The following is a 25,918-nucleotide window of genomic DNA, read 5'->3' as shown; positions in this document are numbered from 1 at the left end:
TGCCGCAATGCAGCGAATTGACTTTGCCACAATCTTTCAAGTATCACCCTCATGACGCAATATAATTGCCCGCCCTGATTCATGAGGTTCCACAATGACTGACGTGAAAAAAGACCGCCCGTGGCTGATCCGGACCTATGCCGGACATTCAACCGCATCGGCGTCAAACGCGCTTTATCGGGGAAACCTGGCAAAGGGTCAGACCGGCTTGTCGGTGGCCTTCGATCTGCCCACACAGACGGGCTATGATAGCGACCACCAGCTGTCGCGCGGCGAGGTGGGCAAGGTTGGCGTGCCGATCTGCCATCTGGGTGACATGCGGATGCTGTTCGATCAGATCCCGCTGGAACAAATGAACACCTCGATGACAATCAACGCGACGGCGCCATGGCTATTGTCGCTTTACATTGCCGTGGCCGAGGAGCAGGGCGCCGATATCTCGAAACTGACCGGGACGGTGCAAAACGACCTGATCAAGGAATACCTCAGCCGTGGCACGTATATCTGCCCGCCCAAACCGTCACTGAAGATGATCGCGGATGTGGCGGAGTATTGCTATACCAACGTGCCGAAATGGAACCCGATGAACGTGTGTTCCTATCATCTGCAAGAGGCCGGTGCCACGCCGGAACAGGAACTGGCCTTTGCGCTGGCCACCGGTCAGGCGGTTCTGGACGAACTGCGCCCCCGTGTCCCGGCCGAAGATTTTCCCGCGTTGGTGGGGCGGATTTCGTTTTTTGTGAATGCCGGTATCCGTTTCATTACCGAGATGTGCAAAATGCGCGCCTTTGTCGATCTCTGGGATGAGATTTGCGAGACGCGCTATGGCGTGACCGACCCGAAATTCCGCCGCTTCCGCTATGGGGTACAAGTCAACTCACTGGGCCTGACCGAACAGCAGCCCGAGAACAACGTCTATCGTATTCTCATTGAAATGCTGGCGGTGACGTTGTCGAAAAAGGCGCGGGCACGGGCGGTGCAATTGCCCGCCTGGAACGAGGCGTTGGGCCTGCCACGCCCCTGGGATCAGCAATGGTCGATGCGGATGCAACAGATCCTGGCCTATGAAACCGACTTGCTGGAATATGGCGATCTGTTCGATGGCAACGCGGTGGTGGATGCCAAGGTCGAAGATCTTAAAGAGGGCGCGCGCGCCGAGTTGGCCAATCTGGAGACGATGGGCGGCGCGGTACAATCCATTGAGTATATGAAGTCACGACTCGTCGATTCCAATGCCGACAGGCTGAACCGGATCGAGGCGGGAGATACCGTGGTTGTTGGCGTAAACAAATACACAACGACAGAGCCCTCCCCCCTCCAGACCGAAGATGGCGGCATCATGGTTGTGGATCCCGCAGTCGAGTTGGAACAGATCGGTCGGCTGAATACCTGGCGGGCCGACCGCGACAGCAATGCCGTACAGGCTGCGCTGGCCGCGCTGCGTGAGGCTGCGCAGAAGGGCGAGAACATCATGGGTCCGTCCGTTGCCGCCGCCAAGGCTGGCGTCACCACCGGCGAATGGGCCGAGGAAATGCGCCGTGTGCACGGCACCTATCGTGGCCCCACCGGCGTCTCAGGTAGTGTGTCGAACAAGACCGAAGGCCTGGATCACATCCGTGAGGCTGTGAATGCCGTCAGCGACAAACTGGGGCGCCGCCTGAAATTCCTGGTTGGCAAGCCGGGCCTTGATGGGCATTCGAACGGCGCGGAACAAATCGCCTTTCGCGCGCGCGACTGCGGCATGGACATATCTTACGAGGGCATCCGCCTGACACCGGATGAGATCATTGCCGCCGCTATTGAGGACCAGGCCCATGTTATTGGCCTGTCGATCCTGTCTGGCAGCCATATGCCGCTGGTCGAAGATCTGGTTCAGAAAATGAAAGATGCCGGTCTGGGGTCTGTGCCGTTGATTGTGGGAGGGATCATTCCCGATGAAGATGCTCAACGGCTATTGGATATGGGTGTAGCAAAAGTTTATACGCCCAAGGATTTCGAATTGAATACGATCATGATGGATATCGTGGCGCTGGCCGACCCCAAGGCATTGGCAGCAGAGTGAGCGGTGCATCGCCCACTGACACAAAATAGATCATAGTGATAGGAGATAAGTCCTTGTCCTGCTAATGGCTTAGGTGCCATTTGTCGTCGACTATAGAAGTGACAGGAGGACAGGACATGGCCATTGATCTTAGCGGATTGACTACAAAAGAGCTTGAAAAGCTCAAGGCCGATGTCGAAAAGGCACTGACAGCATCCAAGGCGCGCGATTTACGCGCGGCCAAGAAGGCAGCGGAAAAGGCAGCCGCTCAATTTGGGTTTTCGCTGACAGAACTTGCAGATGAATCGGACGCGGGCGCGGCCCCCAAGCGGAAATACAAGAAACGCAAGGTGGCTAAAGACAAAGGTATTGCGAAATATCGTAACCCTGAGAACGCGGATCAAACCTGGACCGGCAAAGGACGCCAACCCAATTGGTTCAGATCCGCGATGGAAAAGGGTATCGACCCGGCAGCTTTGGAAATCTGACGTCGCGCGGCGATTGCGCCACTGTCCCGGATGACGGATAAGGTCCGCGTTCCAAACGCGGAGAGATGTCATGACCATTCATATCGGCGCTGAAAAAGGCCAGATCGCGGGCACGGTATTGTTGCCCGGCGATCCGTATCGCGCGAAATGGGCTGCGGAGACGTTTCTTGAGGCGCCAGAGCTGGTGAATGAAACCCGCGGTATGTTGGGATATACCGGCACTTGGCGTGGCAACCGGGTAACGGTTCAGGGATCGGGCATGGGTATGCCATCGCTGTCGATCTATGTGAACGAACTGATCCGCGATTACGATGCCCAGACACTGATTCGGATCGGATCTTGCGGGGGCATGCAGCCCCATGTGGCGCTGCGGGACATCATTCTGGCGATGACCTCTTCGACCATCAGCACACCCTCGTCCGGTATCTTTCGCGAATTGAATTTCGCCCCCGTTGCGGATTGGGGGCTGCTGCGCGCGGCCTACTCCGCCTGTGAGGACAAGGGGATCGTGCCCCATATGGGCGGTATCTATTCCTCGGACGTGTTTTATGATGAGCGTCCGGACTTGAATGCTGAAATGGTCCGCCATGGCATTCTGGGCGTGGAAATGGAGGCCGCCGAGCTTTATGCGTTGGCGGCACGCTATGGCCGACGGGCACTGGCCATTCTGACGGTTTCCGACCATCTGGATACCGGTGAGGCTCTGCCCTCCCAAGACCGCGAGCAGAGCTTTGGCGATATGGTCGAGATCGCTTTGAATGCCGCGTTCGCTTAAGCGCCAAGAGGACTTTCAGAGAAATACCGGCCCTTAAGGCAAACACGTTCTTTTAGAAACCTACGCCCGTCACCCGTGAGAGCGATCATAACCGTTTTCGCTTGGGGGAACCCATCCGGCCAAAGCCCCATCTTGGGGTGCAAAAACCTCGACAAGCAATGGATGGCAAGGGGCCGCGTCCGAGGAATGCTCTGCAGAGCAATCGCCGCCCGGGCAAGCCGACAGGTTCCCCAGCACATCAATTTCGGCAAAGAACTCCAGATAATCTCCCGGCCTGACCGGGCTGGCTTTCATGAAATACTGGCCAGTATCGCGGGTAAAGCCCGTGCACATAAAGACGTTGAGTACATCGTGCACCAGCGGCTCGGCCTCACTGCGCGCAACGCCCATGTATTCCGCCAGGGCCCGTGTCAGGTTGGAATGGCAGCAATGATGATAGTGTCCGCCATTCAACAGGGTGTTTGTATATGGGTCGCACCGTGTGCCAATCACATCATGCACCGACCCGCCAAATGCGTCGATCCCGTACCAGCCAAGCGTATCCTGGGTGATCGTCGCCATGGGTCGCAAATGCGGAAAACTGGACCACATCCGCTCTCCGGTCGTCAGGTGCGTGCCGTGCAAGGCCCGCGATTTCCCGGAATAGAACCTCTCGCTCAGATCATCGAGGTTGTGCAGGTTCAAATCGCCGACTTGCGGCCCCTCAACGGAGCTGATGCGAAAGAACTGGCCCGCGCGCGCAGTGAACACCGCCGCCTCTCGCGGGGGGACCATGACTTCGTCAACCTTTTGCGCGGTTTTCCGCGCCGCGACATAGAGCGCTAGATCGGGCGGTGGCAGTGTCTCGGGCGGGTAGCAGATTACCGGCTTTATGGAACGGCGGGCCTCGGCGTCGCTGGGAACGTTGACCATCTGCGTCTCCTTACTTGGTCTTCCGGTTTGGATCGCGGCAGGTTTCCGGCGGGCCATCGCTGGAGGTAAAGGCATCTGCCCCGCAGGTCATACACCGGTATTTGCGCAGGGTGCCACGGTTGCCAGACCTTTCCTCACGCCAGCGACAGTGCCGCGTGCCTGCGCGTGATCGGGTAACGATCACGACAATCACAAAGGCAATCAAGAGGGCAAGGAGTATATGCACAGGCGCGAACTTAACGTGCCGCGCCTGTTACATCCAGCCCGGATGGGCCGTCACACCGCTCATGCAGCGTCGTAATACTGAAAGAGCCTCGGCTCCTGCTCAGCGGGCCTCGGCGTTGGCTCGGGTGTGTAGTAGGCCCACGCCTCCTCAAGTATCCTCAGCGCATCTTCAGCGGAGGTTCTTGCAGGCGTATTTTTGCTTGCCGGTATCATGGTGACCTCGTGGGTTCGGTGGACCCTCCCTCAAGAGCAACCTAGTCCCTTCCTGGCCAGATACAGCCGCTATTTACACAATCACGCCATGCACAGCCCGCATAGGCGTGCTCAGACGGTCCGTTCCACCATCATCTTCTTGATCTCGGCGATCGCCTTGGCCGGGTTCAGACCTTTCGGGCAAGTCTTGGCGCAGTTCATGATCGTATGGCACCGGTAGAGCTTGAAAGGATCTTCCAGATCATCCAACCGTTCCCCTGTTGCCTCATCGCGTGAATCGATGATCCAGCGGTAGGCATGGAGCAACGCAGCCGGGCCGAGATACCGGTCGCCATTCCACCAATAGGATGGGCACGAGGTCGAGCAGCAGGCGCACATCACACACTCATATAGGCCATCCAGTTTCTCGCGATCTTCGATCGACTGGCGCCATTCCTTGGCAGGACGATTTGTCTTTGTTTCCAGCCACGGCATCGTGGACGCGTGCTGCGCATAAAAATGCGTCAGGTCCGGGATCAGATCCTTGACCACCGGCATATGCGGCAGAGGATAGATTTTCACATCGCCTTTGATCTCGTCCATGCCATAAATGCAGGCCAGCGTGTTGATCCCGTCGATATTCATCGCGCAAGATCCGCAAATCCCCTCGCGGCAGGACCTGCGGAAGGTCAGGGTCGGATCGATCTCGTTCTTGATCTTGATCAGCCCGTCCAGAACCATGGGGCCACAGGTGTCCATGTCCACAAAATAGGTGTCGACCTGCGGGTTCTTCCCATCGTCGGGGTTCCAGCGATAGATGCTGAATTTCCGCAGATTGGTGGCCCCTTCGGGCTTGGGCCAGGTCTTGCCCGTCTTGATACGGGAATTTTTGGGCAGGGTCAGTTGAACCATCGGTGTTCTCCTCTCAGGCCGCGGTCAGCGCGGCGAGGCCTTCGCGGGCCACACAGGTTTGGGTCTCGGATCGGGACAGAACGCCCCGGATCAGGGAAACGGTTGTCTCGGACGTACCGATTACCGCATCTTTGGCAAACTCGCCGATCTCGCGCGCAGTCGAATTGTCGACGATACAATCGGTGAAGGGGGTCACAGCAGCCTCTGGCACGGTGGGAAACCGGGTCACGAGCGTCTCGCTCACCGCCGCCTTGGCGCTGCGGCGGGCCAGATCATCGGCGGTCGCTTGCGTTTGCGCGCAGCCCGCCAGAAAGATCAGCGACACAAGACCCAGACCCACGCGTGTCATGCGGCTCAATAAACCCGCGCCTTGGGCGCGATCTTTTTCAGGTCGATCCCACCATCGTTGTGGCTTGTCAGCGGTTTGGTAATCACACCGCGATAACCCAGCGACGCCTCGTTGCCCTTGAACCACACAAGGCTGTGCTTGCGCCAGCTCTCGTCGTCGCGGTCGGGATAATCCTCATGCGCATGGGCACCGCGGCTTTCCTTGCGCGCCGCCGCCGCCGTGATGGTGGCCACCGCATTGGGCATCAGATTGGTCAGCTCCAGCGTTTCCATCAGGTCCGAATTCCACACCAGCGAGGTATCTGTGACTTTGACATCCGACATCTTGCCCGAGACCTCTTCCATCTTCTTCTGACCCTCGGCCAGCGTCTTGTCGGTTCGGAAGACGGCTGCGTCTTGCTGCATGGTCTTTTGCATCTCCAACCGCAACTCGGCGGTGGGCACGTGGCCCTTGGCATAGCGCAGACCGTCAAACCGGCTGAATGCCGCTTCGATGCTGCGCTGGCTGGGTGTGGGCACAGCCGTCTTGGGATCGACGATTTCCGCCGCCCGGATCGCCGCCGCGCGGCCAAACACCACCAGATCGATCAGCGAGTTGGAACCGAGACGGTTCGCGCCATGCACTGACGCGCAGCCCGCCTCGCCCACCGCCATAAGGCCGGGTGCGACCGCTTCGCTGTCCGATTTGGTAGGCGCCAGAACCTCGCCCCAGTAATTCGTGGGGATACCACCCATGTTATAATGCACGGTGGGCAGAACCGGGATCGGCTCTTTGGTCAGATCCACACCCGCAAAGATACGCGCGCTTTCCGAAATCCCCGGCAGGCGCAGATCCAGCGTTTCCTTGGGCAGGTGGTTGAGATGCAGATGGATGTGATCGCCGGTTTCGCCCACACCGCGCCCTTCGCGGATCTCCATGGTCATGCAGCGGCTGACCACGTCGCGGCTCGCCAGATCCTTGTAGGTCGGCGCATAGCGTTCCATGAACCGCTCACCTTCGGAATTGGTGAGGTAGCCGCCCTCGCCCCGTGCGCCTTCGGTAATCAGGCAACCCGAACCATAGATGCCGGTAGGATGAAACTGCACGAACTCCATATCCTGGAGCGGCAGACCCGCGCGCGCGGTCATCCCGCCGCCGTCGCCGGTGCAGGTATGCGCCGAGGTCGCGCTGAAATAGGCTCGGCCATAGCCACCCGTGGCCAACACCACCATCTTGGCGCTGAAAAGATGCATCGTGCCATCGTCGAGCTTCCAGCAGAGCACACCCTGACAGACGCCGTCATCCGACATGATCAGGTCGATCGCGAAGTATTCGATATAGAATTCCGCGTTGTTCTTGAGGCTTTGACCATAAAGCGTGTGCAGGATCGCGTGGCCGGTCCGGTCGGCGGCGGCACAGGTGCGCTGCACGGGCGGACCTTCGCCATATTCGGTGGTGTGGCCGCCAAACGGGCGCTGATAGATCTTGCCTTCTTCGGTGCGCGAAAAAGGGACACCGTAATGCTCCAGCTCATAGACCGCCTTGGGTGCTTCGCGCGCGAGGTACTCCATCGCATCCGTGTCACCCAGCCAGTCCGAACCCTTGACCGTGTCATACATATGCCACTGCCAGCTGTCGGGGCCCATATTGCCCAAAGATGCCGCGATGCCGCCCTGGGCGGCAACGGTGTGCGAGCGGGTTGGGAACACCTTGGAAATGCAGGCGGTTCTAAGCCCCTGTTCGGCCATGCCCAGCGTGGCGCGCAAACCCGCACCTCCGGCACCCACGACCACGACGTCATATTCATGCGTCTCGTAATCATATGCAGCCATATCTCTTCTCCTCTCGGGCGCGTCAGAGCGCCAGTCGCGCGATGGCGAAAAGCCCGGTCGCCGCAGCACCATAGCTGAGGCAGATCATCGCGATAATCAGAACTTTTTGTGCGGTGCCGTGAACATAGTCCTCGATCAGGACCTGCACACCATCCTTGAAATGGAGAAAGCCCACCACGATGGTCAGCGCCGCAACCAGCGCCGGAAACGGGCGCGCGAAATAGTCGGTCACAGTGGCATAATCCTGGCCCAGCATCGGGCCGAATGTCAGCAGAAACAGCGGGATCAGCACCAAAAGGGCGACCGAGCTGACTTTCATGGCCCAGAAATGCGCGGTCCCAGTTTTTGCCGATCCCATGCCTTCTGCGCGTTTGCGGTCTGTCAGATAACGCATCTTATGCTCCTCAGATCACGGCCACGGTGAGCAGCGTCAGCAGGACCGACCCGCCGATGACAGCCCAACCCAGCTTTTCCGCCGTGGGGATGTCCAGTCCGATCGCGTTGTCCCAGATCAGGTGCCGCACGCCGGCCAGCGTGTGATACCACAACCCCCAAAGCGACAGGACCATGACCAGATCGCCAAACCAACTGGTCAATACACCATTCGCCACCGCGAAGGATTCGACCGAGGTCGAGGCGGCAAGAAACCACCACACAATCAGCAGTGCCGCCAGCAAAAGCGCATTGCCGGTGATCCGCGTCAGAATCGAAGTCATAGAGGTCAGCTGAGGGCGGTAAATGGTCAGGTGAGGCGACAGCGGCCTGTTTCCCCGATTCACATCGGCCATGGCGAAAGTCCTTTCAGGTTCCCTGAGCTTCTTACTAACGCTTTTTACCTGCCTGTCACGCGGGAGAACCCTAAAAAGGCGCGGTTTTTTGGCGCGGGTGGTTAAAAACTGATGACTTGTGATCACACGATCCAGAGCTGTGATCACACGTTAACGCTCACGCTCTGGCGCGGGCCGCGCCGCGGTCTGGATTGCAGGGTCTGGATCGGGCCAGGTTGCGCCCGCGGTTTGCTTGGTAATCTCGCGCAGCAATTTGCGGCGGATTTTCTCAGGGTAATCCTCGAAATCGATGGCCGTCTCGACAAAGGCTCCTTCGCCGACGATCACATTCTCAAAGAAATAGGCCGTCAGATCCGGCTCGCTCTCTTCGATGGCAATGGCGTTCACCGTGATCCCAGCGGCCCTGAGCTGCGACAGCTGCGTCTCGGGCGGCACGCCCTCGTTCGATGGCCCATCGCCCGACACGTCGATCAGATGCCGTGAACAGCCGACAACGTCGGCAAACTGAGCCGCCGAAAAGCTCAGCGCCTCACCGACCGCAGTGGAATAGTTGCGCCAGACCCTTTGATCGGTCTCCACCGCGTCGGCAAATCGGTCCACGGATCCGAAATCATGCAGCGCCGTCCAGGGCAACGTCACCCTTTGCCGGGTGGCCCCGGTCCATTGCACGAGCATCACCTGGGACTGGCTGCGCACCAAAGCCTCGGAAATGACCGGATCGCGCAGCGCCTCGGCCAACCCGTCCATTTGGATGCGAAACTCCTGCGTATCCACCGACCCCGACACGTCCACGGCCAGGATCAACGCCAGATCGCAGGCCTGCACCGGAACGGCAGCCATCAGGAATCCGGCAAGGGCAACAGGCAGGCGCATAAGACAAAGCCTATCAACGCCAATCCGATTTGCACATCATTTAGATGCCAGCGGCTTGGCCCGGGCCTGTGTGGTTCCAGGCGGCAGACCGCATCGCTCACTTGGGGCAAAGGGCCCAGTAATCCAGATCCAGCAGCACCTCGGGCAGATACTTGTCATCTGCCCCCTTTAACGTAAACGGATCGCCCCCTTTGGTCGCCACCAGACGCAGACGCAGCGCGCCCATACCGGGCGCGTCCACCTCGGCCTTGTCCAGCACCTCCGACCAGGCCCGCACGGTGTCGCCCGCGAAACACGGGTTGGCATGGGTCCCGGCATTCAGCCCAACCACCATTTGCGCATTGGCCAGCCCGTTAAAGCTGAGGCTGCGCGCCATTGAGATCACGTGCCCGCCATAGATCAGCCGCTTGCCATCCGCCCGTGGGGTGACGTCGAAATGGGTTTTCGACGTGTTCTGCCACAGCCTTGTGGCCAACATATGCTCGGCTTCTTCGATAGTGACACCATCGACATGGTCTATCCGCTCCCCAACCGCGTAATCGGTCCAACGATGCGGCTCACCGGCGAGGGTGAAATCGTAATTGCTGAAATCCAGACCCGCAGGCACCACCAGATCGCCTGGCGCCACGACCGGCAAGGTCTTGGGCACCACCGCCTCCGGCGCGGGCGCCGCCATATCACGCTTGCGCACCATGACCCAGCGGATGAACTCCATGACCGCCAGATCATGCTGGTTATACCCGGTGGTGCGGACGTATACGACGCCGGTCTTACCAGATGAATTCTGCTTGAGCCCGATCACTTCGGAGCTGGCGCGCAACGTGTCGCCCGCATAGACCGGGCGCAGCCACCGCGCCTCGGCATAGCCCAGATTGGCCACCGCATTCAGCGAGATATCCGGCACCGATTTGCCGAAGACAATGTGAAACGCCACCAAATCGTCAACCGGACTTTGTGGCAACCCGCAGACCCGCGCGAACTCATCCGAGGAATAAAGCGCATGCCGCGCCGGATAAAGCGCATGATAGAGCGCCCGCTCCCCGCCTGACAACGTGCGCGGGACGGCATGATCGATCCGTTGACCGATGGTGTAATCCTCAAAGAACCGTCCCGGATTGGTCTTGGCCATTCACTGCTCTCCCAGTTTCATGTCGGCGCTATAGGGCGCGTCCACCTCTTTGATCACCGCCTGACCACAGCGCATCACGCCGGAATCCGCGTCATAGGCATAGGTCGGGTCGCCATGAAGCGACCAACCCTTGGCCAAGGCCTCACTGACCTTGTGACAAAAGGCCGATGTGTCCTCCTCGGTCAGCAGCCGATAGAGCGTGGTCATGACGGGAAGGGCCAGACGCCCAGCCAGGCATGGATGTAACCGATTACCGCCAACAGGATCACCGAACCCACAAAGAACATCCCGTCCTTGGCATAGGTTCCGGGTTCGGTCGGCTTCTGCCAGCCGGGCTCGGAGCGGTTGATCACAATCATTTCGACCACAGCCCAGGCCAAAAGCGCGCCAAACAGCACAACCGATGCCAGATCGCCATTCACCAGCAGATGCGCGAATGCCCAGGTTTTGAACCCGATCAGCATCGGATGGCGCATCCCGTAAAGCAGCCGTCCGCGTTTCGGCGCCGGGCTGAAGAGGAAAATCGCAATCAGCATCAAGAGGTTGTTGAGATGGATCAGAAAGCTGGGCGGCGCCCAGACATAGGTAAAGTCGGTCCCGCGATAACCGATCACCATGAACACGATCGACGCCACCAAGGCTACGGCAATCACGCCCTTGCCCGGATCGCCCATTGCCGCGCGGGCCCCCGGGGCCACCCGTTTAAAGAGATGCGCGCCCCACCAGATCGCGATCCCCAAGATCAGTAACAGCCAGCTCATATCTGCCTACCCCGCAGCCAAGGTTTCTATTGCCCTGGCTTTTGCCAGGATTTCGCGGGCGGTAGCAACGTGAAGGTTCTCAACGATCTTGCCATCGACCACCGCCACACCCTGCCCTTCGGCTTCCGCCTCTTCAAAGGCGGTGATTTGACGCTGTGCCAGCTCTATCTCGCTGGGCGATGGCGCAAAGGCCGCATTCGTGACCTCGACCTGCGCGGGATGGATCAGGGTCTTGCCGTCAAACCCCATATCGCGGCCCTGCTCACATTCCGCACGCAGGCCTTCGTCATCCTTGAATGCGTTATAGACCCCGTCAATGATCACCACCCCATTGGCCTTTGCCGCCAGCAGGCACAGCCCCAGAGCGGTCAGCATCGGCAAGCGGTCCTGACGGAACCGCGACTGAAGTTCCTTGGCCAGATCATTGGTGCCCATAACGAGGCCGGCCAGCTTGGGATGGGCCGCGATGGCATCGGCGTTCAGCATACCGCGCGGCGTCTCCATCATCGCCCAGATCGGCAGGTCGCCTGTGATCGCGGCCAGCGCATCCAGATCCGCGGGGCCATCCACCTTGGGCAAGAGCACAGCATCGGCGTTCATCTTGCGAACCGCCTGCGCATCTTCGGCGCCCCATTCGGTATCCAATGCGTTGATCCGCACGATCTTCATCCGGGCACCGTAGCCATCCTCGGTCAGCGCGTCTGCCAAGGTAGCGCGCGCATTGGACTTTTCATCGGCGGCCACGGCGTCCTCCAGATCGAAAATGATCGCGTCGACCGGGAGGGTCCGCGCTTTTTCCAGAGCCCGCTCCTTGGAACCCGGGATATAAAGAACAGAGCGATACGGGCGGGCGCGATGATCCATGCGACTCTCCAAACGGGACATAAAATTGCGCGGACAGGGCCATTTTTTGCCAAAATGTTCAAGAAGAAATTGCCGCACTGCGGCAGGAAACCGGGCTGATACGGGTTAAGGACGCGGCGTTAACCTGGTTTTCAACGTTCATGGGGCAGGATTTGCAACATCGGAAAGACCAATGGCCCAGCGCGGACAGATCCGGTTTGGCTACAGATTTCTCAAACGCAGGTGTTGCGGCGCACCAAAAAGGGGCGGACGTCGGACATGTTAACCCGGAAAGGTGGTTGCGATGAAACAGATGGTTCTCAAGATGACGATGGGCCTGGGCCTGATGGCGCTGGCAGCAAGCCAGGCCTCGGCACAGGGCAGCAATTGCGGGCCGCGACAGGCCGTGATCGACCGGCTGGCTGAAACTTATGGTGAATCCCGGCAAAGCATGGGGTTGGGCGCGTCCGGCCAGGTTGTTGAGGTTTTTGCCTCTGACGCGTCGGGGACCTGGACGATTACAGTGACCTTGCCAAACGGGCTGATGTGTCTGATGGCCTCTGGTCAGGCCTATGAGGCGCTGGCCGAGGCGCTCATCAAACCCGAAAACGACGCCTAATGGGTTTCCCGGAATACCTGAGCCGTTGTTTGGCATCTAGCATGTTGAAGTCTTTGATTTCAGGCGGCATTTGATGATTCAGGTTTTCTTCGAATACACCATGAGGTGACGACGGCGCCGGATGTCACAACGGGCTGGCCCTGCCCAAAGGGCCAGCCACCCTCGCAGACGCACCGTCCGGGCGCCTGCACACTCCGAGGGGCCGGGCACTGCATTTGCCTCCTACCGCGTTAAAGCAGGTTTGGTCTGGCGGGCGTAGCATGTACCGTCTGCGTCTGGCGGCAGGCGGCGCAGAAACACCTCGGACCCTCTACTTTTCGCAAACGCCCGAATCTTCCGCCAATAGCGATCCTTTCACATCAACCCATCCCAAATCAGTTTGCTACCGGTGACCACCAACAAGACATAAGTCACCCGGAAGAACAGCCATTCGGGCACCAGATGATGCGCCTTGACCCCCAGCCAGGCACCGGCCAGGGCAAAGGGCGCCAGCACCAGATTGGCCTGAGCGGTTTGTGCCGTGAACATCCCCAAGAACGTATAAGGCACGAATTTTACGATATTGATCGCCCAAAAGAGCAGCACGGTTGTCGCCTGAAACTGCGTTTTGTCCAGCTTTTGAGACAATAGATATACAGCCGCAGGGGGGCCGCCCGCATGGCTGACAAAACTGGTAAACCCCGCAATCGACCCCGCCAAGAGACCGATCCAGGCAGGCAGCCTCTCCGCGAAGGGCCTAACCCAACGGCGGGCCTGCGCCACTTGCCAGATCACAAAACCAACCGAGATGCCCCCGATCAACAGCCGGAAAAGATCCGCATCCGCCACCGTGTAAAGCGCGGCGCCAAGCGCGACCCCCGGCACACCGCCCAGAATCAAAACCCGCGCATCCGGCATGCTCCAACGTCGCCAATAGGGGCGCAGGGTCGCCACGTCGATCAGCATCAAAAGCGGTAACATCACGCCCAGCGCCATGCGCGGGTCGATCACCAGCGCAAGAATCGCAGCCGCAGCGAAGGCCGCGCCAGAGCCGAATCCTCCCTTGGAAATGCCCGCGAACAGAACCGCCGGGCCCGCAATTGCGAAAAACTCCGCGTTCAGTTCCAGCATGTCTTGTGCTCTCCAACCGCCTTGCCGGTCAACGCCTTACCGCGTCCGCGACTGTCCGAACAGAGCGCGCGCGCGACATGCCGCATTGCGCCAGCCTTGCGCGGGGGCGGATAACGCACTAACCCGACAGCCAATTTTCATCGGATCGGAGAGATATCCAATGGCCAGACCCAAGATCGCGCTGATCGGCGCAGGTCAAATCGGCGGCACGCTCGCTCACCTCGCTGCCCTTAAGGAACTGGGAGATGTCGTGCTCTTCGACATCGCCGAAGGCACACCCGAAGGCAAAGCGCTCGATATTGCGGAATCGGGCCCCTCCGAAGGGTTCGATGCGGCCCTCAGCGGCACGCAATCCTACGAGGATATCGCGGGTGCGGATGTGTGCATCGTCACCGCCGGAGTTCCACGCAAACCGGGGATGAGCCGCGACGACTTGCTGGGCATTAACCTCAAAGTCATGAAATCGGTGGGCGAAGGGATCCGCGACAACGCACCTGGCGCGTTCGTGATCTGCATCACCAACCCGCTCGATGCGATGGTCTGGGCGCTGCGCGAGTTCTCCGGTCTGCCGCACAATATGGTCTGCGGCATGGCCGGTGTGCTCGACAGCGCACGGTTCCGGCATTTCCTCAGCCTGGAATTCGGCGTGTCGATGAAGGACGTCACCGCCTTCGTGCTGGGCGGTCATGGCGACACGATGGTGCCGCTGGTGCGTTATTCCACGGTGGCGGGCATTCCGCTGCCCGATCTGGTGGAGATGGGCTGGACCAGTCAGGAAAAGCTCGACAGCATCGTCCAGCGCACCCGCGATGGCGGCGCCGAGATCGTGGGCCTTTTGAAGACCGGCAGCGCGTTCTACGCGCCCGCCACTTCGGCCATCGAGATGGCCGAAGCCTATCTCAAGGACCAAAAGCGTCTCCTGCCTTGTGCAGCCTATTGTGACGGGGAATTCGGGCTCAAAGGCATGTATGTGGGCGTGCCAACCGTGATCGGAGCAGGCGGGATCGAAAAGATCGCCAACATCAAAATGACCAAGGACGAACAGGCGATGTTCGACAACTCGGTCAGTGCGGTCAAAGGCCTGGTAGAGGCCTGCAAAGGCATCGACAGCTCACTCGGCTGACACGCGGCGCTATCGTGACCAAAGCCGGGTGCCAACACACCCGGCTTTTTTTGTTTCCTGAGACGGCAAATCCCGGCACAGTCATGCCATGACCCCAACGCCCTCCATCACGCGCAAACTGACGACAATCCTGTCCGCGGATGCGGCGAACTACTCGGGGCGTATGGCCCTGGATGAGGTCGGAACCGTGCAGGCCCTGCGGGCCGCCCGACGGGTGATCGATGCCCATATCACCATGCGAGGCGGGCGCATCGCGAACACATCCGGCGACGGGCTGATCGCCGAATTCCCATCCGTGGTCGAGGCGACGGCCGCCGCAGTGAATATCCAGCGCGATCTTATGGGCAGTGCGGACAGTCTTCCGTTTCGCCTTGGGCTGCATCTGGGCGACGTGATCGTGGAGGGGGAGGATCTGTTGGGGGACGGCGTGAACCTGGCGGCCCGTCTACAGGAGATGGCGCCGGAGGGCGGTATCTTTGTCTCGCGGCAAATCGTCGATCATGCGTCAGGCCGCCTGGATGCGCGCTTTCGGCCAATGGGGCCTGCATCGGCCAAGCACCTGCCGGACGACATCTCGGTCTATGCCATCGAAGCCCATGGTATCAACGCACCGGATGATCTGGACGCCGTTCTGCCAAGGATCACGCCGAAAGCGGCCCAACCCCCCAAGACAAAGCCAAGAAGGAAACGCCGAAAGTTTCGGCAGGTCCTGCTCGTGATGGTGGCTCTTTTTGCCGCGCTCGATCTGGTCACGGGCGAAGGGCTGACCTGGTTCTACTTTCCGGTCATGCCGATTGCGGCGATTTACGTACTGTCACACCTCTGGGACCGGCAGGAGACATAGGCCGCCGGTCCAAAGATTCGTTTATTCTGCGGGAGACACCGCCCGCACAGTACATTTGTGATCACACTTTTTTGACCTGTGATCACAAATGTCGCTTTTTTTCTTCAAAAGCTGCACCTGCGGCAAAATATCGTTTAACGGCCCATAAATGGCGGCCTTATACGCATAAGCAACAACATCAATACGGGACAGTTTTCCATGAACATCCATGAATACCAGGCCAAGGCGCTTTTGCGCAGCTATGGCGCTCCGGTTTCGGACGGGCGCGTCGTGCTCAAGGCTGAAGATGCAAAAACCGCGGCCGGCGCGCTTGACGGGCCCATGTGGGTCGTCAAGGCGCAGATCCACGCAGGCGGGCGCGGCAAAGGGTCATTCAAAGAGGTCGATGCCGGCGAAAAGGGCGGCGTGCGCCTGACCAAATCGGTCGAGGAAGCCGCAGAGGAAGCCAAGAAGATGCTGGGCCGCACGCTGGTGACGCATCAGACCGGCCCCGCGGGCAAGCAGGTCAACCGCATCTATATCGAGGATGGTTCAGGTATCGAGACCGAGATGTACCTGGCCCTTCTGGTAGACCGCCAGACCAGCCGCATCTCATTTGTGTGCTCGACCGAAGGCGGCATGGATATCGAAGAGGTGGCCGCGGCAACGCCCGAGAAAATCCTGTCCTTCTCCGTCGACCCCGCCTCGGGCTATCAGGCGTTCCACGGCCGCCGCATCGCGTTCTCGCTGGGTCTGGAAGGCAAGCAGGTCAAGCAATGCGTCGCGTTGATGGGCACGCTCTATAAGGCCTTCGTCGAGAAAGACATGGAAATGCTGGAGATCAACCCGCTGATCGTGACCGACAGCGGCGATCTGAAAGTGCTCGACGCCAAGGTCAGTTTCGATGGCAACGCGATTTATCGCCATGCAGACATCGCCGAGCTGCGCGACACGACCGAGGAGGACCCCAAGGAGTTGGAGGCCTCGAAATACGACCTCAACTATATCGCGCTGGATGGGGAAATCGGCTGCATGGTCAACGGCGCGGGTCTGGCGATGGCCACAATGGACATCATCAAGCTCTATGGCGCCGAACCTGCGAATTTCCTCGACGTGGGTGGCGGTGCCACCAAGGAAAAAGTGACCGAAGCGTTCAAGATCATCACCTCCGATCCGCAGGTCAAAGGCATTCTGGTGAATATCTTCGGCGGCATCATGCGCTGTGACGTCATCGCCGAAGGCGTTGTGGCCGCGGTGAAAGAGGTCGGTCTTCAGGTGCCGCTGGTGGTGCGTCTGGAAGGCACCAATGTCGAGAAGGGCAAAGAGATCATCAACAGCTCCGGCCTGGACGTGATCGCCGCCGACAACCTCAAGGACGGCGCCGAGAAAATCGTGAAAGCGGTCAAAGGATAATCGTAGGGCGGGACTTGTCCCGCCTCCCCGAAAAGACGGGCGCGGTGGACCCCGCCCTACACCTATATAGGAGACGCCTCATATGGCCGTCCTCATCGACGAAAACACCAAAGTCATCTGTCAGGGTTTCACCGGAAGCCAGGGCACATTCCATTCCGAACAGGCCATCGCCTATGGCACCAAGATGGTTGGCGGGGTCACCCCCGGCAAAGGCGGCATGACCCATCTGGATCTGCCCGTCTTCAACTCGGTCCACGAGGCCAAGCACGTGACTGACGCCAACGCCTCTGTCATCTATGTCCCACCCCCTTTCGCAGCGGACTCGATCCTCGAAGCGATTGATGCCGAGATGGAAGTGATCGTCTGCATCACCGAAGGTATCCCGGTTCTGGACATGATGAAGGTCAAGCGGGCGCTCGAAGGCTCCGCCAGCCGCCTGATCGGTCCGAACTGCCCGGGCGTGATCACGCCCGATGCCTGCAAGATCGGCATCATGCCAGGCCATATCCACAAGCGTGGTAAAGTGGGCGTCGTCTCGCGCTCGGGAACGCTGACCTATGAAGCCGTGAAGCAGACCACCGATGTGGGCCTGGGCCAGTCCACTTGCGTCGGCATCGGTGGCGATCCGATCAAGGGCACCGAGCATATCGACGTGCTGGAATGGTTCCTGGCCGATGACGAAACTGAAGCGATCATCATGATCGGTGAGATCGGCGGTTCCGCCGAGGAGGACGCCGCACAGTTCCTCGCCGACGAGAAAAAAAAGGGCCGTTGGAAGCCGACCGCAGGCTTTATCGCTGGCCGCACGGCGCCTCCGGGACGCCGTATGGGCCATGCCGGTGCCATCGTCGCGGGCGGCAAGGGCGGCGCCGAAGACAAGATCGAGGCGATGAAAGCCGCTGGCATTGTGGTGGCCGAAAGCCCCGCGAGCCTGGGTGAGGCCGTGGTCGAGGCCATCGGTTAACCAGATGCGTTCCCGCCCGACATACGTGCGGAGTGCCGCGCCTGCCTTGGAGCGGGCGCGGCTCAGCGCTACCTGTTGGGCCAGTGAGTGGATGACATGACGTTCTCGCAATCCGTCATTATCTGTTTCCGGAAGTTCGCCACCTTCTCTGGACGCGCCTCCCGGTCCGAGTATTGGTGGTTCTTTTTATTCTGTATGCTTGGCGGATTTGTTGCGAGCTTTACCGAAACCACCCTCAACACTGCGTTCCGGGACCCTGACGAGCCGCGCATTCTTTCGAATGCGTTCAATATCGTAACGCTGGTCCCGTCGCTTGCCGTCGGCTGGCGCCGGATGCACGATACCGGACGATCGGGTCTCTATCTGCTCTACCCGCTGATCGTAACGATCGGGATCGGTGTGTTTCTCAACATTAGCCTCGGCATTGGCGACGCTGTCGGCGCGGCACCGGAAGTCGGTGCGATCAGCGCCCTGATCCTGATCCCTGCCGCCCTTGTCTTTCTTATATCACCGCTGCTTGTCCTGTGGTGGCTGACCCGGCCGACCGAACCGGGCACAAATCAATACGGTCCAACCCCAACAGAGGTAACGACATGACCGACCAGTCTCCCAATGACGTCTTCAAGGCCTCCAGCTTCATGCAAGGCCACAACGCCGAATATCTCGAACAGATGTATGCGCGGTTCGCCAATGATCCGGGTGCGGTCGATGCGGCCTGGGCGGAGTTCTTTCGTCAGCTGGGCGACACCGAGATCGATGTGAAGAAAGAGGCCGCAGGCCCTTCCTGGGCACGGGCCGACTGGCCGCCAGTGCCGCAGGACGACCTCACTTCTGCGCTGACCGGTGAATGGGCCGAGGCGGCGGTGGAGATGAAGGCCGCGGGCGACAAGATCAAGGCCAAGGCCGCCGAACAGAATGTGCCGGTCAGCGATGATCAGATCAAACGCGCCGTGCTCGACAGTATCCGCGCGCTGATGCTCATCCGCGCCTATCGGATCCGGGGCCATCTGGTGGCCGATCTCGATCCTTTGGGAATGCACGATCAGACCCCGCATCCCGAGCTTGATCCCAAGACCTATGGCTTTGGCGATGCGGATATCGACCGCCCCATCTTTATCGACAATGTTCTGGGCCTTCAGACGGCGTCCATGCGCCAGATCGTCGAGATCGTCAAACGGACCTATTGCGGCACTTTTGCCCTGCAATACATGCACATCTCCAACCCCGAGGAGGCGGCTTGGCTCAAGGAACGGATCGAAGGGTTCGGCAAGGAGATCGCCTTTACCCGCGAAGGCCGCAAAGCCATCCTCAACAAGATGGTGGAGGCCGAAGGTTTCGAGAAATTTCTGCATGTCAAATACATGGGCACCAAGCGGTTCGGCCTCGATGGGGGCGAAAGCCTGATCCCCGCGATGGAACAGATCATCAAACGCGGCGGCGCCCTGGGCATCAAAGAGATCGTGATCGGCATGCCGCATCGAGGCCGTCTGTCGGTGCTGGCCAATGTGATGCGCAAACCCTACCGCGCGATCTTCAATGAATTTCAGGGCGGCAGCTTCAAGCCCGAGGATGTCGATGGCTCAGGCGATGTGAAGTACCATCTGGGCGCGTCGTCGGATCGGGAGTTCGACAGCAATTCGGTGCATTTGTCGCTGACCGCCAACCCCAGCCACCTTGAGGCCGTCAATCCTGTCGTTCTGGGCAAGGTCCGCGCCAAGCAAGACCAGCGCAACGACAGCAATCGCACCGCTGTCATGGGTATTTTGCTGCACGGCGACGCGGCTTTTGCCGGTCAGGGCGTGGTGGCCGAAGGGTTCGGCCTCTCGGGCCTGCGCGGACATCGCACAGGTGGCACCATGCATATCGTGGTCAATAACCAGATCGGGTTCACCACCGCGCCGCATTTCTCACGCTCTTCGCCTTATCCGACCGATATCGCGCTGATGGTCGAGGCGCCGATTTTCCACGTCAATGGAGACGACCCGGAAGCGGTGGTGCATGCCGCCAAGGTCGCCACCGAGTTCCGGCAGAAGTTTCACAAGGACGTGGTGATCGACATCTTCTGCTATCGCCGGTTTGGCCATAACGAAGGCGATGAGCCGATGTTCACCAACCCGATCATGTACAAAAAGATCAAGTCGCACAAAACGACCCTGGCCCTCTATACCGAGCGGCTGGTCAAGGACGGTCTTATCCCCGAAGGCGAGATCGAGGATATGAAGGCCGCCTTTCAGGCCCATCTGAACGATGAGTTCGAGGCCGGTAAGAACTATAAGCCCAACAAGGCGGACTGGTTGGATGGCCGCTGGTCACATCTGGACCGCAACAAGGACGATTACGTGCGCGGCAACACGGCCATTCCGCCCGAAACGCTGGAACAGGTCGGCGCCGCGCTGACCCGCGTGCCCGATGGCTTCCCCCTGCACAAGACCGTCGGTCGGCTCTTGGATGCACGGGCCAAGATGTTCGAGACCGGTGAAGGGTTCGACTGGGCCACCGGAGAAGCGCTGGCCTTTGGCTCGCTTCTGACGGAAGGGTATCCGGTCCGCCTTGCGGGGCAGGATTCGACACGTGGGACGTTCTCGCAACGCCACTCCGGCATCATCAATCAGGAGACGGAGGAGCGGTACTATTCCCTCAACCACATCCGCGAAGGACAGGCCCAATACGAGGTTATCGATTCGATGCTCTCGGAATATGCGGTGCTGGGCTTTGAATATGGCTATTCGCTGGCCGAACCCAACGCGCTGACCATGTGGGAAGCGCAGTTCGGCGATTTCGCCAATGGTGCGCAGATCATGTTCGATCAGTTCATCAGCTCCGGCGAAAGCAAATGGCTGCGGATGTCGGGTTTGGTGTGCCTTCTGCCGCATGGGTTCGAGGGGCAAGGCCCCGAACACTCCTCGGCCCGGCTTGAGCGGTTCCTCCAGCAATGCGGCCAGGACAATTGGATCGTGGCCAACTGCACGACACCGGCAAACTACTTCCATATCCTGCGCCGCCAGCTGCATCGCGATTTCCGCAAACCGCTGATCCTGATGACACCCAAATCCCTGCTGCGCCACAAGCTGGCGGTCTCGAAGACCGAAGACTTCGTGACCGGCTCCTCGTTCCACCGCGTGCTCTGGGACGATGCGCAGCACGGTCTGTCGGACACCACACTGAAATCCGACGACAAGATCAAGCGTGTCGTGATGTGCTCGGGCAAGGTTTATTACGATCTTCTGGAAGAACGCGACGCGCGCGGCATTGACGATGTCTATCTGCTCAGGATCGAACAGTTCTATCCCTTCCCGGCCATCTCGCTGGTCAAGGAGTTGGAGCGCTTCAAGGGGGCCGAAATGGTCTGGTGTCAGGAGGAACCCAAGAATCAGGGCGCATGGAGCTTTATCGAACCCAATATCGAATGGGTCCTTGGTCGCATCGACGCCAAACACAAACGCCCGCTCTATGTGGGACGCGCCACATCGGCCTCTCCCGCCACCGGATTGGCCAGCCAACACAAAGCCCAACAAAGCGCGCTCGTGAACGAAGCGCTGACGATCGAAGGAAACTAAACCATGACCACCGAAGTGCGCGTGCCCACCCTGGGCGAATCCGTGACCGAAGCAACGGTTGCGACCTGGTTCAAAAAGCCAGGCGATGCGATTGCCGTGGACGAGATGCTGTGCGAGCTGGAAACCGACAAGGTCACCGTCGAGGTTCCCAGCCCCGTCGCAGGGACCATGGGCGAGATCGTCGCCGCCGAAGGCGAGACCGTAGGCGTCGACGCGCTCCTGGCCACGATCGCCGAAGGGGCGGGCGCGCCGCAGGGAGAGCCGCCCGCCGCCAAACCCGATCCGGCTCCGACCGCCTCACCTGAGACCGGCGGCGACAGCGTTGATGTGATGGTCCCCACTTTGGGCGAAAGCGTGACAGAGGCCACCGTGTCGACCTGGTTCAAGGCCGTGGGCGATGCTGTGGCGCAGGACGAAATGCTTTGTGAATTGGAAACCGACAAGGTCTCGGTCGAGGTGCCGGCCCCCGCCGCCGGTGTGCTGGCCGAAATCACGGCTCCCGAAGGGGCAACGGTGGAGGCGTCGGCCAAGCTAGCCGTAATCTCGGCCTCAGGCGCCGTAACCGCCCCTGCGGCCGCGCCCGCTCCCGAACCGGCCGCTGCCTCCGGTAAGGATGTTGAAAACGCCCCCTCTGCCCAGAAAGCCATGGCCGAGGCGGGGCTATCGGCCGATGCCGTGACAGGCACCGGCCGCGATGGCCGCATCATGAAAGACGATGTCGCCAAAGCGATCGCCGCCGCCTCGGCCCCGGTGCCGGCCGCCACCCCTGCCGCCGCCCCACGGGCCCCCGTGGCGGCGGAGGACGCGGCGCGCGAAGAGCGGGTGAAAATGACCCGTCTGCGCCAGACCATCGCCAAACGGCTCAAGGACGCGCAGAACACCGCCGCGATCCTGACCACCTTTAACGAGGTGGATATGGGCGCCTGCATGGAGCTGCGCAAAACCTACAAGGATGCGTTCGAGAAAAAGCACGGTGTGCGCCTGGGCTTTATGTCCTTTTTCACCAAGGCCTGCTGCCATGCGTTGAAGGAGGTGCCCGAGGTCAATGCCGAGATTGACGGCACCGACATCGTCTACAAGAATTTCGTGCATATGGGTGTGGCGGCGGGCACTCCGCAAGGCCTCGTGGTGCCGGTGATCCGCGACGCGGATCGGATGAGCTTTGCCGAGATCGAGAAGGCCATTGCCGAAAAGGGCAAACGCGCCCGAGATGGCAAGTTGTCGATGGCCGAAATGCAGGGCGGTACGTTCACGCTCTCAAATGGCGGTGTCTATGGCTCGCTGATGAGCGCCCCGATCCTCAACCCGCCGCAATCGGGCATTCTGGGTATGCACAAGATCCAGGACCGGCCCATGGTTGTCGGCGGAGAGATCGTGATCCGCCCGATGATGTATCTGGCGCTGTCCTATGACCACCGGATCGTGGACGGCAAAGGGGCCGTGACCTTCCTTGTCCGCGTGAAAGAGGCGCTGGAAGATCCGCGGCGGTTGTTGATGGATTTGTGATGCTGCTGTCGCTCGTACCGTTCTTTACAGAGGGCGGCGCCCGACCGCAGGGTGGGCGCAAAGCGCCCGCCCATGGGGGGCGGTCGGGCGCTGCCCGTGTCGCAGGCGCCACGGGCGGACAAACTGACACCCGTCCTAGGACTTTCAGATGCAAAAACGCGTCGGGTGGATAGGTTTTGTACTTGGTTGCGCTTGTTACGGCATTTGGTCTCGGTTCAATAGTGACTGCCGTAGCCCAATATTGGTTGTCGACTAGGTCTTCAGCGAGACAACGAATGTACGATGAGCGCAAGGCGGCATATCTAGGTTTGGCAGAGGCGTGGATGCACCAAGAACAATGTGGAGTTGACCACGAGAACTCTATACTTTTGGGGCATTGGCTCCTGAGGTTCGAACTTGTCTGCCCGCCAGAAGTACTGCCGACGCTCAATGGTTGGGCAGACACTGAGCCCGATTCTAATGCACGAGTGAACGCAACAAAGGCATTGAAAGCTGCAATGCGAAATGACCTATCGAGTTTTGTTTGATCACATGACCCCCGAACTCACGGCCCTCACCCTTGCAGCCCTCCTTCAGGTCGTCCAGTTCGTCTTGATGTCCGTGCCGGCCAATCGCGAACTCGGCGCCAAGACTATGACGGCACGCGACCGCTCCAAGTTAGGCGGGTCAATGGAGGATCTGCTCTCGGACAAGACCGCCCGCCTCTACCGCGCGCTCAACAACCACTTCGAAGGGCTGATCCTTTTCACCATCGCCTGCGTGGTCGTCACCCTCGCCGATCAGTCCACCCCGCTCACCGTGGCGTGCGCCTATGCTTATTTGATCGCGCGCATCCTCTATGTTCCGGCCTATTACTTCGGCCTCGCCCCGTGGCGCAGCGTGATCTGGATGGTCGGCTTTGGCGCCACGATCCTCATGCTGATCGCAGCCCTGATCTGATCCGTCTTTGGGATCATAAATTTTACCGGGGGTCCGAGGGCAGAGCCCCATCTCCCGCAGACAAAAAGGACCAACGCAATGGCAAATTATGACGTGATCATCATCGGCTCGGGCCCCGGCGGCTATGTCTGCGCCATCCGCTGCGCGCAATTGGGCCTGAAGGTCGCCTGTGTCGAAGGGCGCGAAACGCTGGGCGGGACCTGCCTGAACGTGGGCTGCATCCCCTCCAAGGCGCTCCTGCACGCATCGCACATGCTGCACGAGGCCGAGCATAACTTCGCCGCGATGGGGCTGAAGGGCAAGACGCCGTCGGTCGATTGGAAACAGATGATGGCCTATAAGGAAGACACCATCGGCCAGAACACCAAGGGCATCGAGTTTCTCTTTAAAAAGAACAAGATCGACTGGATCAAGGGCTGGGCCGCAGTTCCAGCGGCGGGCCAGGTCAAGGTCGGTGATGAGGTCCACACAGCCAAGAACATCATCATCGCGTCGGGGTCAGAACCCGCCTCGCTACCGGGCGTCGAGGTCGATGAAAAGGTAGTTGTGACCTCCACAGGGGCGCTGGAGCTGGGCAAAGTACCCAAGAAGATGGTCGTGATCGGCGCAGGTGTGATCGGCCTTGAACTGGGATCGGTCTATAGCCGCCTGGGTTCCGAGGTCACGGTGATCGAGTACCTCGATGCAATCACTCCGGGCATGGACGGCGAGATTCAAAAGACCTTCCAGCGGATCCTCAAGAAACAGGGTCTGACCTTTGTGATGGGTGCTGCGGTTCAAAAAACAGACGCGACCAAAACCAAGGCGAAAGTCACTTACAAACTGCGCAAGGATGACAGCGAGCACGTGCTGGATGCGGATGTCGTCCTGCTGGCCACCGGTCGCAAACCCTATACGGACGGGCTGGGCCTCGACGCGCTGGGGATTGAGATGTCGCCGCGCGGTCAGATCAATGTGGGCGCCGATTGGCAAACCAATGTCAAAGGCATCTACGCGATCGGCGATTGCATCGACGGACCGATGCTCGCCCACAAGGCCGAAGATGAGGGCATGGCCGTCGCCGAACAGGTCGCGGGCAAACATGGCCATGTGAACTATGGCGTCATCCCTGGTGTGATCTATACACATCCAGAGGTCGCCAATGTGGGCGAGACCGAGCAATCGCTGAAAGATCAGGGGCGTGCCTACAAGGTCGGAAAGTTCTCCTTCATGGGCAATGGTCGTGCCAAGGCCAATTTCGCCGCAGACGGGTTTGTCAAAATCCTCGCCGACAAAGACACCGACCGTATCCTGGGGGCGCATATCATCGGCCCGGCGGCCGGAGATCTGATCCACGAGATCTGCGTCGCGATGGAGTTTGGCGCCTCGGCCGAGGATCTGGCGCTGACCTGTCACGCGCACCCCACCTATTCCGAAGCGGTGCGCGAGGCGGCACTGGCCTGCGGCGACGGCCCGATCCACAGCTAGGCCCGATCCCGCGAACATTTCCGCCTGCTTGGCTCTGGATCACCCAATCGCAAACGGTGACCCGAGCCGGGCGACAAGGCTCACCCGCGCCAGACCAAGCATCGTGCGCGGCGCAGCCGCTCTAGGGTCTGTTGAGATTCAGGATTCCCAAAACCAGTGAGTTCTGATTCAAACTTCCAAAAGGGAGGATTGAATGGACACGGGCAGGTTTATCATCACAAATCGGCAGGGGGCAAAGATGGAGCCACATTGCTTGGGTTTGAAGGCGCACCCCGGGGCCCCGGGGGGGGGGGGCGGG

The 25,918-nt window shown here is 59.9% G+C and carries 25 protein-coding genes; 13 read left to right on the top strand and 12 right to left on the bottom strand.

Going from position 1 to position 25,918, the window contains the following annotated elements; genetic code table 11:
• The first annotated feature begins 94 nt into the window (after positions 1-94).
• The 3 genes from HEP69_RS11615 (at position 95) to deoD (ending at position 3,304) form a co-directional block, all read left to right on the top strand.
• On the top strand, positions 95-2,062 hold the full coding sequence (locus HEP69_RS11615; protein ID WP_290558697.1) for a protein meaA: 1,968 nt from the start codon (positions 95-97) through the stop codon (positions 2,060-2,062).
• A gap of 116 nt (positions 2,063-2,178) precedes the next feature.
• Positions 2,179-2,529 carry an H-NS histone family protein gene (locus tag HEP69_RS11610; protein WP_290558696.1) on the top strand — a complete coding sequence of 117 codons (351 nt, stop codon included), beginning with the start codon at positions 2,179-2,181 and terminating at the stop codon, positions 2,527-2,529.
• Positions 2,530-2,599: 70 nt separating this feature from the next.
• The gene (gene deoD, locus HEP69_RS11605; RefSeq protein ID WP_290558695.1) at positions 2,600-3,304 is read left to right on the top strand and encodes a purine-nucleoside phosphorylase; all 705 of its coding nucleotides are present in this window, start codon (positions 2,600-2,602) and stop codon (positions 3,302-3,304) included.
• A 69-nt stretch (positions 3,305-3,373) separates the two neighbouring features.
• Here deoD and HEP69_RS11600 read toward each other — a convergent pair whose 3' ends face one another.
• The 11 genes from HEP69_RS11600 to HEP69_RS11550 form a co-directional block, all read right to left on the bottom strand.
• Positions 3,374-4,216 (bottom strand): DUF1989 domain-containing protein, encoded by an 843-nt coding sequence (locus tag HEP69_RS11600; RefSeq protein WP_290558694.1) that lies wholly within the window; start codon positions 4,214-4,216, stop codon positions 3,374-3,376.
• A 549-nt stretch (positions 4,217-4,765) separates the two neighbouring features.
• Complete coding sequence (locus HEP69_RS11595) at positions 4,766-5,545, bottom strand: succinate dehydrogenase iron-sulfur subunit (protein ID WP_290558693.1); 780 nt, start codon at positions 5,543-5,545, stop codon at positions 4,766-4,768.
• Positions 5,546-5,558: 13 nt separating this feature from the next.
• Positions 5,559-5,903, bottom strand: a complete 345-nt coding sequence (locus tag HEP69_RS11590; RefSeq protein WP_290558692.1) for a hypothetical protein — start codon at positions 5,901-5,903, stop codon at positions 5,559-5,561.
• Positions 5,900-7,705, bottom strand: coding sequence for a succinate dehydrogenase flavoprotein subunit (gene sdhA, locus HEP69_RS11585; protein ID WP_290558691.1), 1,806 nt, complete (start codon positions 7,703-7,705; stop codon positions 5,900-5,902). Before sdhA ends, HEP69_RS11590 begins: the two co-directional genes overlap by 4 nt.
• Positions 7,706-7,727: 22 nt before the next feature.
• Positions 7,728-8,099 carry a succinate dehydrogenase, hydrophobic membrane anchor protein gene (gene sdhD / locus HEP69_RS11580; protein ID WP_290558690.1) on the bottom strand — a complete coding sequence of 124 codons (372 nt, stop codon included), beginning with the start codon at positions 8,097-8,099 and terminating at the stop codon, positions 7,728-7,730.
• Between the two features lie 10 nt (positions 8,100-8,109).
• Complete coding sequence (gene sdhC, locus HEP69_RS11575; protein ID WP_290558689.1) at positions 8,110-8,493, bottom strand: succinate dehydrogenase, cytochrome b556 subunit; 384 nt, start codon at positions 8,491-8,493, stop codon at positions 8,110-8,112.
• Positions 8,494-8,643: 150 nt separating this feature from the next.
• Positions 8,644-9,366, bottom strand: a complete 723-nt coding sequence (locus HEP69_RS11570) for a DUF1194 domain-containing protein (protein ID WP_290558688.1) — start codon at positions 9,364-9,366, stop codon at positions 8,644-8,646.
• Between the two features lie 97 nt (positions 9,367-9,463).
• On the bottom strand, positions 9,464-10,495 hold the full coding sequence (locus tag HEP69_RS11565) for a MaoC family dehydratase (protein ID WP_290558687.1): 1,032 nt from the start codon (positions 10,493-10,495) through the stop codon (positions 9,464-9,466).
• The gene (locus HEP69_RS11560) at positions 10,496-10,702 is read right to left on the bottom strand and encodes a DUF1737 domain-containing protein (RefSeq protein ID WP_290558686.1); all 207 of its coding nucleotides are present in this window, start codon (positions 10,700-10,702) and stop codon (positions 10,496-10,498) included.
• Positions 10,699-11,256, bottom strand: a complete 558-nt coding sequence (locus HEP69_RS11555; RefSeq protein WP_290558685.1) for an NnrU family protein — start codon at positions 11,254-11,256, stop codon at positions 10,699-10,701. Before HEP69_RS11555 ends, HEP69_RS11560 begins: the two co-directional genes overlap by 4 nt.
• A 6-nt stretch (positions 11,257-11,262) precedes the next feature.
• Positions 11,263-12,120 carry a CoA ester lyase gene (locus HEP69_RS11550; RefSeq protein WP_290558684.1) on the bottom strand — a complete coding sequence of 286 codons (858 nt, stop codon included), beginning with the start codon at positions 12,118-12,120 and terminating at the stop codon, positions 11,263-11,265.
• Between the two features lie 283 nt (positions 12,121-12,403).
• On the opposite strand from HEP69_RS11550, the gene HEP69_RS11545 reads away from it, so the two are divergent.
• Positions 12,404-12,718 carry a hypothetical protein gene (locus HEP69_RS11545; protein ID WP_290558683.1) on the top strand — a complete coding sequence of 105 codons (315 nt, stop codon included), beginning with the start codon at positions 12,404-12,406 and terminating at the stop codon, positions 12,716-12,718.
• Between the two features lie 354 nt (positions 12,719-13,072).
• Here HEP69_RS11545 and HEP69_RS11540 read toward each other — a convergent pair whose 3' ends face one another.
• Entirely contained in the window at positions 13,073-13,828 is a 756-nt protein-coding gene (locus HEP69_RS11540; RefSeq protein WP_290558682.1) for a sulfite exporter TauE/SafE family protein, read from the bottom strand.
• A 160-nt stretch (positions 13,829-13,988) separates the two neighbouring features.
• Here HEP69_RS11540 and mdh point away from each other — a divergent pair, with 160 nt between their 5' ends.
• From mdh to lpdA, 9 genes are all read left to right on the top strand, one after another.
• Positions 13,989-14,951 (top strand): malate dehydrogenase, encoded by a 963-nt coding sequence (mdh, locus tag HEP69_RS11535; RefSeq protein ID WP_290558681.1) that lies wholly within the window; start codon positions 13,989-13,991, stop codon positions 14,949-14,951.
• A gap of 88 nt (positions 14,952-15,039) precedes the next feature.
• Entirely contained in the window at positions 15,040-15,795 is a 756-nt protein-coding gene (locus HEP69_RS11530; RefSeq protein WP_290558680.1) for an adenylate/guanylate cyclase domain-containing protein, read from the top strand.
• A gap of 198 nt (positions 15,796-15,993) precedes the next feature.
• Positions 15,994-17,187 (top strand): ADP-forming succinate--CoA ligase subunit beta, encoded by a 1,194-nt coding sequence (sucC, locus tag HEP69_RS11525; RefSeq protein WP_290558679.1) that lies wholly within the window; start codon positions 15,994-15,996, stop codon positions 17,185-17,187.
• 82 nt (positions 17,188-17,269) lie between these two features.
• Complete coding sequence (gene sucD, locus HEP69_RS11520) at positions 17,270-18,151, top strand: succinate--CoA ligase subunit alpha (protein WP_290558678.1); 882 nt, start codon at positions 17,270-17,272, stop codon at positions 18,149-18,151.
• 96 nt (positions 18,152-18,247) lie between these two features.
• Positions 18,248-18,748, top strand: coding sequence for a DUF805 domain-containing protein (locus tag HEP69_RS11515; protein WP_290558677.1), 501 nt, complete (start codon positions 18,248-18,250; stop codon positions 18,746-18,748).
• On the top strand, positions 18,745-21,708 hold the full coding sequence (locus HEP69_RS11510) for a 2-oxoglutarate dehydrogenase E1 component (protein ID WP_290558676.1): 2,964 nt from the start codon (positions 18,745-18,747) through the stop codon (positions 21,706-21,708). The genes HEP69_RS11515 and HEP69_RS11510 overlap by 4 nt, the downstream gene beginning before the upstream one ends.
• A 3-nt stretch (positions 21,709-21,711) precedes the next feature.
• Positions 21,712-23,214, top strand: coding sequence for a 2-oxoglutarate dehydrogenase complex dihydrolipoyllysine-residue succinyltransferase (gene odhB / locus HEP69_RS11505; RefSeq protein WP_290558675.1), 1,503 nt, complete (start codon positions 21,712-21,714; stop codon positions 23,212-23,214).
• A gap of 531 nt (positions 23,215-23,745) precedes the next feature.
• Positions 23,746-24,153, top strand: coding sequence for an MAPEG family protein (locus HEP69_RS11500; RefSeq protein ID WP_290558674.1), 408 nt, complete (start codon positions 23,746-23,748; stop codon positions 24,151-24,153).
• A gap of 78 nt (positions 24,154-24,231) precedes the next feature.
• Entirely contained in the window at positions 24,232-25,620 is a 1,389-nt protein-coding gene (gene lpdA / locus HEP69_RS11495) for a dihydrolipoyl dehydrogenase (RefSeq protein ID WP_290558673.1), read from the top strand.
• Positions 25,621-25,918: the final 298 nt, after the last annotated feature.

Source organism: Aestuariivita sp., from assembly GCF_021404545.1.
Lineage (GTDB): Bacteria > Pseudomonadota > Alphaproteobacteria > Rhodobacterales > Rhodobacteraceae > Aestuariivita.
Note: the sequence above shows the minus strand (reverse complement) of the source record. Positions and strands in the feature narration are given on the sequence as shown.